At 42.7% G+C, this 10482-nt stretch carries 10 protein-coding genes; 6 read left to right on the top strand and 4 right to left on the bottom strand.

Features of this window, described 5'->3' with window-relative positions:
• Positions 1-135: 135 nt before the first annotated feature.
• Positions 136-3729 carry a WD40 repeat domain-containing protein gene (locus F6K37_RS22595; protein ID WP_287252279.1) on the bottom strand — a complete coding sequence of 1198 codons (3594 nt, stop codon included), beginning with the start codon at positions 3727-3729 and terminating at the stop codon, positions 136-138.
• A gap of 303 nt (positions 3730-4032) precedes the next feature.
• Between F6K37_RS22595 and F6K37_RS22600 the strand changes: the two genes are divergently transcribed.
• Both F6K37_RS22600 and F6K37_RS22605 read left to right on the top strand, forming a co-directional pair.
• Entirely contained in the window at positions 4033-4197 is a 165-nt protein-coding gene (locus F6K37_RS22600) for a hypothetical protein (RefSeq protein ID WP_008189199.1), read from the top strand.
• A gap of 88 nt (positions 4198-4285) precedes the next feature.
• Complete coding sequence (locus F6K37_RS22605; protein ID WP_008189197.1) at positions 4286-5008, top strand: helix-turn-helix transcriptional regulator; 723 nt, start codon at positions 4286-4288, stop codon at positions 5006-5008.
• A gap of 221 nt (positions 5009-5229) precedes the next feature.
• On the opposite strand, the gene F6K37_RS22610 is transcribed toward F6K37_RS22605, so the two are convergent.
• On the bottom strand, positions 5230-5352 hold the full coding sequence (locus F6K37_RS22610; RefSeq protein ID WP_267872106.1) for a hypothetical protein: 123 nt from the start codon (positions 5350-5352) through the stop codon (positions 5230-5232).
• On the opposite strand from F6K37_RS22610, the gene F6K37_RS22615 reads away from it, so the two are divergent.
• From F6K37_RS22615 to F6K37_RS22630, 4 genes are all read left to right on the top strand, one after another.
• Positions 5337-6110 (top strand): RNA polymerase sigma factor, encoded by a 774-nt coding sequence (locus F6K37_RS22615; RefSeq protein WP_008189195.1) that lies wholly within the window; start codon positions 5337-5339, stop codon positions 6108-6110. The genes F6K37_RS22610 and F6K37_RS22615 overlap by 16 nt on opposite strands.
• Positions 6080-7003, top strand: coding sequence for a tetratricopeptide repeat protein (locus F6K37_RS22620; RefSeq protein WP_131826993.1), 924 nt, complete (start codon positions 6080-6082; stop codon positions 7001-7003). Before F6K37_RS22615 ends, F6K37_RS22620 begins: the two co-directional genes overlap by 31 nt.
• A gap of 150 nt (positions 7004-7153) precedes the next feature.
• The gene (locus tag F6K37_RS22625; RefSeq protein WP_008189192.1) at positions 7154-7471 is read left to right on the top strand and encodes a hypothetical protein; all 318 of its coding nucleotides are present in this window, start codon (positions 7154-7156) and stop codon (positions 7469-7471) included.
• A 398-nt stretch (positions 7472-7869) separates the two neighbouring features.
• Positions 7870-8046: a hypothetical protein gene (locus F6K37_RS22630; RefSeq protein WP_008189188.1), complete on the top strand. Its 177-nt coding sequence runs from the start codon at positions 7870-7872 to the stop codon at positions 8044-8046.
• Between the two features lie 483 nt (positions 8047-8529).
• Here F6K37_RS22630 and F6K37_RS22635 read toward each other — a convergent pair whose 3' ends face one another.
• Both F6K37_RS22635 and F6K37_RS22640 read right to left on the bottom strand, forming a co-directional pair.
• Complete coding sequence (locus tag F6K37_RS22635) at positions 8530-8925, bottom strand: peptidoglycan-binding domain-containing protein (RefSeq protein ID WP_008189184.1); 396 nt, start codon at positions 8923-8925, stop codon at positions 8530-8532.
• A gap of 1203 nt (positions 8926-10128) precedes the next feature.
• Positions 10129-10482 (bottom strand): peptidoglycan-binding domain-containing protein (locus F6K37_RS22640; RefSeq protein ID WP_287252283.1); only part of this gene is annotated, 354 nt, incomplete at its 5' end.

Below are 10482 nucleotides of genomic sequence, written 5' to 3' on the forward strand. Positions count from 1 at the left end.
CTGGGAGGGGTTAGGGGTGGGTTCCTCTTGCCTATTGCCTCCCCCTCCTGGGAGGGGTTAGGGGTGGGTTCCTCTTGCCTCTTGCCTTCCCCTCCTGGGAGGGGTTAGGGGTGGGTTCCTCTTGCCTCTTGCCTCTTAGCCTTTCTCTACTGCACCTAGAGCTTTTAACGTGTTTTTCTGAGGTTTGGTTAAACCAATGGCGTTTTTAATATTCATCCCTTCATAGGGTCGATCAATTCTCAGGGTTTTTACACATTTACCGGTTTCCACATCCCAAAGCTTAATGGTTTCATCTTCGCTGCTACTCACTAACACAGGACGATTAGGACTAAAGGCAATTGACCGGATTGCTTTGTGGTGTCCCTGAAATAGTTTGAGAACAGTACCTGTACTGATATCCCACAGTTGAACAGTCTGGTCATCACTGCCACTGGCTAAACTCTTGCCATCTGGACTAAAGGCAATTGTTCTGACTCTAGATGTGTGACCGGATAAGGTTTGTAGACATTGCCCCGTCTCAACATCCCACAGTTTAATCGTCTGGTCTCCACTGGCACTCGCCAGCAGATTTCCACCGGGACTGAACACAACCGATAAAACCCAATCCCCTTGACCTGGCAATGTTTGTAGACAGGTTCCCGTACTGACATCCCAAAGTTTGATCGTGTTGTCATGGCTACCACTGGCTAGGATTTTACCGCAGGGACTGAAACTAATAGTTTTGACATGGTGAATATGCCCTTCTAAGGTGTGCAGACATTCTCCCGTATGCCAATCCCAAAGCTTTACCGTTTGGTCACGACTGGCACTGGCTAAAATTTCTCCCTCTGGACTGAAGCTGACCGCATGCACCCAACTATCGTGTCCCCACAGTGTTTGCAAACACTCTCCTGTATTTGCATCCCAAAGTTTGATAGTTGTGTCGTCACTGCTACTGGCCAGAATCTGATCGTCTTTGGGAGCAAAAGTGACCGATGAGACCAGATTAGTATGTCCTGACAAGGTTTGTAGACATTGCCCCCTATCAATATCCCACAATCTTACCCGTTGGTCTTCGCTACTACTGGCCAACATTTCACCATCTGGACTAAAAGCAACGGATAAGATCCAATTACTATACCCATCCACTGTTCTTAAACATTGTCCCGTGTGGATATCCCATAACTTCATGGTTTGGTTTTCACTCACACTCAGCAAGGTTTGACCATCGGGATTAACAGCAACCAACCAAATCCGTGAAGCGTAGCTATTGCCTAAAGGGGAATTGCTATACTCGTGCAACGTTTGCAGACATTTCCCGGTTGCCACGTCCCAGATTTTAACCGTTGTATCCTCACTACCCGTCACCAGTGTTTTACCATCTGGGCTGAAAGCAACTGACCACACATGACTGTTGTAGTCTGGTAAGGTTTTAATACACTCACCACTGGCTAAATCCCAAAATTTTACCGTTGTGCCATCACTTCCAGTTGCCAATGTTTCTCCATCTGGGCTAAGGGCAATCGATAATACCCAATTGATCGGGATTTCTAGGACTTGCAGGCAAGAACCAGTGTTGACATCCCAGACTCTCACAGTTTGGTCTTCGCCCCCAGTGACCAAGGTTTGTGCATTGGGGGTGAAGGTAGTAAAAAATACTGGATTGCTATGGCCTGACAAGGTTTGCAGACATTTTCCGGTGTGGACATTCCACAGCTTTACCGTTTGGTCATGGCTACCACTGGCTAAAATTTCTCCCTCTGGACTAAAAGCTAGGGATTGCACCCAACTGGTATGACCTCGCAGTGTTTTCAGACATTGCCCGGTGTGGACATTCCACAACCTGATTGTTTGGTCGTTACTACCACTGGCTAAAATTTCTCCCTCTGGACTAACAGCCAGGGATTGCACCCAAGCGGTATGACCATTGCAGGTAATAATTTGTTTAATGTTGGCAACATCCCACAACCAAATCTCATTATCAACACTGGTTGCCAGGAGTTTCCCATCTGGGCTAAAGGTCGCTGATAAAACCCCCCCTAAGGTGCGAGTCAAAGCCGACTTACTTAAATCGGCATTGGCGAAGTTGACTCGATGCAAATTCATGCCCTGTAGGTAAGCTTGCCAAACCGTTAAGTTAGAAAAATCATAGCCACTCAGGTCAAGATCAAGCTGCCAGAGTAAATTGACAACATTCCCCCCGGCATATCCTGGTTTTCGAGGGGGAAAAGACTTCAGTTTTGATAAAATTTGATTCAAATAGTTTTGCACATTTTCCGGGAGACCAAGCAGGTTGAGGAGTTGTTCGGTAATCGGTTTTAGAATCAGCTCAATTTGGGCATTTCTCAGATAATCTTTGGCTTGGGCTTTGATTAAGGCACAGCGCTCCAATAGTGCTATTTCTCCCGTTTGAATTTCTTGAAAAATCTGTTCAATTAAGCGATCGCTGACATACTCCATCACCACGGGTTGTTGAGTGAATTTTCCCGAAGTCTTCTCAATCATTGAGCGCAATTGTAGAGATTCTAAGCTTTCTAATAAATGTTTGAATGAAACAACCGGAATAATGTCCCCTTGTAGCTCCTTAAATGAGACCCATTCTCGATTAATGGTCAGCCAGTACATCACCTGTTGTTCTATAGTTGACAAGCGATTAAACTGCTGGTCCATTAAATCGGAAATATCACCAAAGACAATAGTGCCTTCTTCTAAAAACTGAGCCACATCGCCGTCAAACAACTCATAAATTGTGGTGGCAACAATCTTCAAGGCTAAAGGATTGCCCCCATAAAACTCTACCAGTGCTTGACATTCGTCTTTTGAGACAGAAAAGCCTTTTTCGGCGAGAATTTTCTCCCCTTCTCCCTCTGTTAAGCCAGGTAACCTCAGGGAACGAATGGGAGCGTTTACACCTTCTTTATTCCTAATTTCTCTGGGTTTCTCCCGAGTGGTCAACACCAGACAACTTTGATGGTTAGTCTCGCCCCAGCTTCTGAGCAGCTGCCCATAGCCTTCATATCCTGGGCGATAGGCTCCTGCCCGTTGGTCAGGGGATAGAATTGACTCTACATTATCTAAGATCAACAAACAACGCTCTGCCCGCAGATAGTCGATTAAACAGGATATTTTACCATCTAAGTTTTCGGGTAAAGTGGTTTCTTGCTGATCGGACAAAAACCCAATCAGGTCGGTCAAAAGCTCGTGAATGGGTGGCGCATTACGCAAACTTCGCCAAATCAGGTACTGAAATTCCGATTGTAGAAGCTGGGCTAACTTGACAGACAAAGTTGTTTTACCAATTCCACCCATGCCAATTAAGGTAATCAGTCGGCAATGGTCATTAATAATCCATTGTTTGAGTGTGGCTAATTCTTCCTTGCGCCCGTAGAAATTGGTAACATCAATTGCTTCTCCCAAGTCTTGGCGTTTGGGGGAGGTTGTGATCTGTGGCTTTTGATCTACAGTCTGGGATGGCAGGTCCTCTACAGTCTGGGATAGTACATCATCTACAGCCTGGGATGGCAGGTCAACATCCAAATTGGCAATGGCTCTCCATTCCAGTGACAATTTCTGAGAAAGTTCTTCAAAAGTAATATAGTCAACGGGTTTACCGGTCAGGAAGTTGCTGACTGTGGCTAAGGCAAACCCCACATCTTCAGCCAAAGCCCTCTGGCTCTGAAAACCGTTACGCCTGACTGCCAGTTTAACTTTTTCAATGCACTCCTTACGGACTTTGAGCGACCTGGGCATGGCTGATGGGATCCTGACTGTAGGGATTATACCATTGACAGAGGAAAATTCAGTCACAAGTTCGTCACAAGTTAGTCACAAGTCAGATCATCTCAGGCGGTAAGTCAGTATGCAGTGGGGTTTGATGAATATATAGCAATTGAAGGCAAAAGGCAATAGGCAATAGGCAATAGTTCTGTAGGGTGCGTTAGGGGCGCTCACCCTAATTTTCAGCCTCAACGCCCGGGTTAGGTTGCTGCCCGTAACGCACCACTGAGTCAAACAACTGCTATATATTCTAGTAATTTTATCCTAAATAAAACCATGAATGTGCTCTATAAAAAACTGTTGGCAAGAACAACGTTATGGCTATTGTTAGAAATTTGGCTCAACTTCCTTGGACTAGATAACCTAGCTGATTACAGCGAATTTATCTTTGATAATAATTTCAGCAGCCCCAGTGGACTGCTAAAAATCGAAATAATTTGAGCGCTAAATGGAAAACGGAAAACAACCAATTAGTTGCTCGATGGCATTTGAAATAACCCCAAGTAATTTATCATAATCACATTTCACCATGACTAATCAAAAACTCTTGACCAAACCCATTTGTATTGATGTTAACCAAGTGGCGGCTTCAAGCACATCTGAACTTCATAAACCGGATAAAAAACTAGATTCTGTTAAACACTATTTAAGTTTACCACAATCAATCAAAGAAGAAGCTACTAAACCCGAAAGCAGTAAGCCAGAGTTAGATTCAGAAGAAGGTTTGCCATTACTGCTCAAAGCAATTATTGAAGGCTTTGTTGATGGGGTGCTGATTCTAAATACTAACAAAAAGTTGTTTCATGCCAATGAGTCTGGACGTCGAATGTGCTCTCAAATCTCTCAAGGTAAGTCACCGATAAATTCTATCCCTCAGGCAATTTGGCGAGTTTGCGAATCATTAATTGATAGTCGTGAGTTGTTTGGCGATCGCAAACTAATTCTCGAAGCTGAAATTAACGTGGATAAGTCAGTTAAATTTCGGGTTAGGGTTAGATGGTTAACGTTAGAATTATCCCGAGATCCTTATCTGTTATTCACCCTAGAAGATAAACATCAATCTACCAAGAATTCCGCTATCACTGATGCTATTAAATATGGGTTAAGTCACCGGGAGAAGGAAGTATGGTTACTTAAAAAAGCGAACTTTACTTACGAAGAAATTGCACAGCAGCTATGTATCAGCATCAATACTGTTAAGAAGCACCTGAAAAACATTTACGCTAAACAAAAAGAAGTGATGCAGTATTAACATTAATATATATAGCGTTTTTCCTAGCTATGAGGTACACAGAATTTTTGTAAGCATTCAGCCGTCAGCCGTCAGCCAAGGCCAAAGGCCAAAGGCTAGGCTACGGGAATAGCCAGGCTAAGAATGGCTCACGCTACTTGAGGTGCTGACGTAACAGAGATTAAACCAATGCTTACTTGTTTTATTCAAAAGCTGTTCGGTGTAGCACCTTAAGTAGCGCATTAGCTGATAGCTGACGGCTGATAGCTGATAGCTGAATGCTTACGAATTTTTTCCCGATTCCCGATTCCCGATTCCCGATTCCCGATTCCCGATTCCCTAAAAAAAAATGAAAACAGAAACAAAATTAGACGAGATTAATCTATTAAAAAGTATATCTCTTGGCGATCGCACTGCCTTTTGGCAGTTATGGCTGGTCAATCAAGACTATCTTTACGGTCGGTGCGTAACTTGGATGGGAGGCGATCGCACCAATGCTGAAGAAGCATTAAGTCTGGCCAGAATCAAGGCATGGGAGAAACTACCACACCACGCCGAAAAAATTACTAATCCCAAAGCATGGCTAACTCGAATGACTCATAACCTGTGCGTAGATCTGCATCGAAAACGCCACAGAGGTGCAATCGGTATGGAGAGCATTGAAGAAATGGCAGGGGGAGAACACCAGACATTAGCTTCTAGTGATTACTCTCCTGAGTCAGCTCTTCTCCGTCGCGAGTTACGAATGTACATCCGCCGTGAAATAGACGCTCTGTCTCCCCAACTGCGAGAGCCTTTTGTGCTGCATTTTTACCAAGATATACCCTACCCAGACATTGCCAAAAAACTTGCTCTCTCGGTGGATAACGTTTACAAACGCATTCAAAAGGGGCGAGCAATTATGGAAAAGCAGTTGAAGCGGTATCTATCAGGCATAGATGATTATCACCCCTTGTTAAAAGATATTGAAAAGGATGATAGTTGGGATGAAGTGAAAACTAAAAAATCAGTTATTCCATCTCAAAATGCGACAACAAAAGAGTGCCATTTTGAGCAAATTAATGATAAAATTAATTATGAGGTAACAGCGATATGTCTAGAAACACTAACCCCTGTTTGGTAACCTTATCCCAGTCTTCAAAGGTCCAGTTAAATGTACAACTGGTATTAGATAAAAAAACCACCCGAAAACAGCAGAAGTTGAAAACCTTAACTAACTATGTGCAGCAGTATCCCTCTGGATGGAAAAAACGGTTGGAATTGGCTGATTTGCTCTATAAAAGTGGAAACTGGGAGCAGGCTGTTAAGGAGTATGACCAAGTTATTCAGCGGCAACCTCAATTAATTCAGGTAAGGTTGAAACTGGGGAAACTTTTACAGTTGATGGGAGAGGTGGCTAAGGCAATTGAGGTTTATGAGAGTGCTTTGCCATTATCCAGTAATGTTGCTACTGGGCATCATATCCGGGGTTTGATAGAGGTCTGTCGCCGTCAGCCAGAGAAAGCAGTAAAAGCCTTTGAGACAGCCGCATCTTCTGAGCCAGAAAATCCCTCTCACTGGTTAGCATGGGGGCGAGTTGAGATGGAACTGGATAATGCTCACGCTGCTCTGAAAGCTTTTGAGCAAATCTTGTTACTTCAGCCAGATGATATTGTTGCTATGATTCACAGTTATGATGCACTCCTAATACTGGGTGATTTTCAGTCAGCAGAGTTGAGGTTAAGTAGAGCAGAACAGTTAGCCCCTGGTGATTACTCAGTTTTAAAACGACGCTTGGCCTATCGTTGCCGGATGAAATTAGTATTGGGTAAAGAAGGAAAGCAGACTAAAAAGATAGTTAATGCTGTATTGAAACTGGCTCCCCACTCCGCTGATGCTCATAAGTTACAGGCTGACTATTATCGGTTGCGAGGAGAATCAGCAAAAAGCGTGGCTATATTGAAGCAATTTACTGAGCAGTACCCAAATAATCCTCATGGCTGGTGTTATTATTCCCGGTTTTTGTCTGACCAATAATAGTTGTAGGGTGCGTTAATGAAATGTAACGCACCATCTAAAATGGATTGTAATAATTTTTGATCCGAAGTTCCCTACTCCCTACTCCCTACTCCCTGTTCCCTGTTCCCTGTTCCCTTTGCTATAAGTGATTCCTAGGTCGTAAAACCAATGACACAATCATCTTCCCATCACACTGTAAGGCGAGGACAGGTTTTTCCGGAGAAACGACTGTCTCCTGAAGAAAAAGCCAGAATTAAAGCAGAAGATGCAGTGTTTTATAAGCGTTGTCGAGAGCTCTTTGAGCGAGTACAACCAGAGTTGATTCAAGAGCATTATGATTGGTTTATTATTATTGAATCTGATAGTGGAGAGTATTTTATCGATAAAGATGAAAAGGTAGCACTTTCCAAATCCCGTTCTAAACATCCAGGTAAAAAGTGTATTATTATGCAAATTAATGAAACGGGAACTTGTGGCAGAATATGATCCAAGGTGAATTTAATAGTCGAGGGGAGTTATTTTTTGAAATTGGCTTGATGTCTGCTGATGGGGAGATTTTTCCCGTTATGGCACTGTTAGATACAGGGTTTACTGCGGAAGCATGTCACTTATGCAGAACCAAAGTACTAAATTTGGGTAATAGGTAATAGGTAATAGGTAATAGGTAATAGGGGGAGCATTTACTTATTTATATTTGTACATTATCTATAGCCCCCTCATGGGTAATTGCTTCCGCTAATGGGACATAGTACTTTTGTTCTGCAACTTTGACCTGCTCCCGTTTACTGCTGATTTATCATAATACCAAAAACTGCTCGGATATCTTGACTACTGTTCCCTGTTCCCAGATCCGCTGTTCCCTGTTCCCTTTTTATATCAATCCTATGTTCACATCTCAAATAAAAACGCTATATGAGGTAAAGGTAGTTATTGAGGAAGAGGAGTTTACGGTTGAAGTGTTACGCGGAAATGAACTGGTCAATAGTCTTTTAGGTGTTTTGTGGTTACGAACAAAGCGTTTAGTTGTGGATTTTCCCATGGGAGTGTTAACCCTAGGATAAGCGATGCTCAGCAAAGAGCTGCTATGGGAAAGTATTACTGACAGTTAAAGAGGTGCGTTACACTCACATCTTGCACCATTCTCAATAAGCTTGGTTCATGTAGGGTGGGCAGTGCACCAGACAGATAATGAAGCTTGCAAAGCGCCTTGGTAGGCACTGCCCACCCTACGATTAATGACAATGGTGCAAGATCTCAGTTACACTTGGTTAACGCACCCGACAAGATCAGGGATTAGCCCAAAGGGCAGTGCTTCGCGATTGACCGTAGGTCACGCTACGCGAACGCACTAATTCGGGATCTTTAGCAAAAGATATTGGTTCTTCAGTACCTTTTATGCTAAACCGACAGTTAAAAAACTCAGAAAGCTTACGGTACAAGGGTTCTTAGGCTATTTAACTAGCAAAATTTTCTGAATACGGCCTCTTTCCCCTGCTCCGTTCGCGTTTGGCCCACGGCCTCAGTCCCTTTGCCAAAGTGTTTATTTAGCATGACCGTAGAGTCAAGATATCATCGATGGCACGATAGGTTTTTTTACTGACAATCCCATCAACAATCAAGTGGTTAGGATCAGATTCGTAGAGGGTTTCGTTGTAGTCGCTTTGGAACTTCATTACTACCTGTTCTGTTTGGGAGCCAAACTGTCCGTCAATAACCAAATAATAGCCCATGTAGCAATTTAAGAACTGCTGGAGAAAGCGGACAGCTTGACCGGCTTTTCCCTTTTTCAAAACTGGTAGGTGGGTGACGTAAGCAGCGTTAGCCTGACTAGTTACTTCAGAACCATTAGCTAGTGCCAAACCATTAGCTAGTGCAGAACCATTAGCTGCTGCAGAACCATTAGCTAGTACAGAGTTAGAATTGATAGTGTTAGTTCCCATGATTGATTTATTTTCCTTGATGATTTGACGTTTACTAGGAAAACCTTTTCAGGTTTCGACATTGGACAAAGTTTTTATTTTCTGTCTTTTGTCTCTACACCCTTAAGACGATCTCAAAACCCTATTTTGGAATTTTTCGAGTTAGCACCAATTTTTGTCGATCGACTCACCCCATTAAACCCACTTCACCTCTCAAACCCCTCTTGCCATCTAACTTGTAGCCGTTTCAGTGTCAGGGACAATTGGGTGCATCTCAATGGATGAAATTAGGCAAAAATTCCCACACTTCCCGCGCCCCCGCCCCTTCTTTTTTACAAATATGAGATGCACCAGGGACAATTTACCCCTGGTGCAACCGAGGCTAGATCCCTGCCCTTGTGTTTGTTACAGAGAGTACAAGATAACGCTAAATTGGATTAATTACTAACAGTAACGAGCTGTATAGACCAAATAGCCGTTCGGTACTTTATGGGATTATGTTAGCATCAAAAAACCCCCTTAACGGGGGCTGTTCAGAGGTAAACTTGAGACTCTCTGTCTCCTATGACTACTATTTGATAATCTTTGAAGATCTTAATAACTGGACGTAGTACAGCAATTTGCTCCACGCTTATTACTACTACCTTTCTTTTTTAATAATTTATAGTACACTGGTATGGCTCTTTTCTGATAGCTGACACTCACCATTAATAGATTGTTATCTTGCCACTTAGTTCCATCAATGATAACCAGAATACGAATTCCTTTTTAGAAATGATTGTTGACGAAATATTTAATAATTGGAAAGCAGATTAATGGTACACTAATCTTTTTAAGACTCAAGAAGATTTGTAAATGTCGCCGACGACTTTCATAAAGAATAGGTAAAGGTAAATAAGCCGCTAACTTTTAAAGTGTTACTTGTTTGTGAGCTGGCAGTAAGGAAACTAGTAACACTTTAAAAGTTAGGATTTGTTTGTGATTTAAGTAAAGCTGGAGATGTTGTTGATAAGATAGTAATTGATTTAACATTTTCTCGGTCATTACTCATGATACAGACCGAGATTTTTTTACCATTAATCATCAGCCATTGTGAAGACACTGGTTTGTTAACACAGAACATCAACTCACCACTGGGGTAGTAGCGATGGTACTACCCCAGTGGTGTTAGATTATCATTATCATAGACGGTCGGGATGAAATCCCTTGATTTTTTCCCCAGGGTTAATTGCTACAACCCTCCTTGTCTCTTAGGTTCTGGCTGCTTGTCACCCCGTGAGAGCAAAACATATTACCAATGGCACGATAGGTTTCTTTACCGACAATCCCATCAACAATCAAGTAGTCAGGATTAGATTTGCCCTGGTAGTTGTAGTCGCTTTGGAAATTCCTTACTGCCTGTTCTGTTTGGGAGCCAAACTGTCCATCAATAACCAAATAATAGTCGATGTAGCAATTTAAGAACTGCTGGAGAAAGCGGACAGCTTCACCGGCTGTTCCCTTTTTCAAAACTGGTAGGTGGGTGACGTAAGCAGCGTTAGCCTGACTAGTTACTTCAGAACCATTAGCTAGTACAGA

This window comes from Moorena sp. SIO4E2 (genome assembly GCF_010671945.1).
Taxonomy (GTDB): domain Bacteria; phylum Cyanobacteriota; class Cyanobacteriia; order Cyanobacteriales; family Coleofasciculaceae; genus Moorena; species Moorena producens.

Excerpts from the sequence above, each read along its gene's own strand:
- F6K37_RS22595 (WP_287252279.1), bottom strand. The coding sequence starts at position 3,729 with ATGCCCAGGTCGCTCAAAGTCCGTAAGGAGTGCATTGAAAAAGTTAAA.
- F6K37_RS22600 (WP_008189199.1), top strand. The coding sequence starts at position 4,033 with ATGAATGTGCTCTATAAAAAACTGTTGGCAAGAACAACGTTATGGCTA.
- F6K37_RS22605 (WP_008189197.1), top strand. The coding sequence starts at position 4,286 with ATGACTAATCAAAAACTCTTGACCAAACCCATTTGTATTGATGTTAAC.
- F6K37_RS22615 (WP_008189195.1), top strand. The coding sequence starts at position 5,337 with ATGAAAACAGAAACAAAATTAGACGAGATTAATCTATTAAAAAGTATA.
- F6K37_RS22620 (WP_131826993.1), top strand. The coding sequence starts at position 6,080 with ATGTCTAGAAACACTAACCCCTGTTTGGTAACCTTATCCCAGTCTTCA.
- F6K37_RS22625 (WP_008189192.1), top strand. The coding sequence starts at position 7,154 with ATGACACAATCATCTTCCCATCACACTGTAAGGCGAGGACAGGTTTTT.
- F6K37_RS22630 (WP_008189188.1), top strand. The coding sequence starts at position 7,870 with ATGTTCACATCTCAAATAAAAACGCTATATGAGGTAAAGGTAGTTATT.
- F6K37_RS22635 (WP_008189184.1), bottom strand. The coding sequence starts at position 8,925 with ATGGGAACTAACACTATCAATTCTAACTCTGTACTAGCTAATGGTTCT.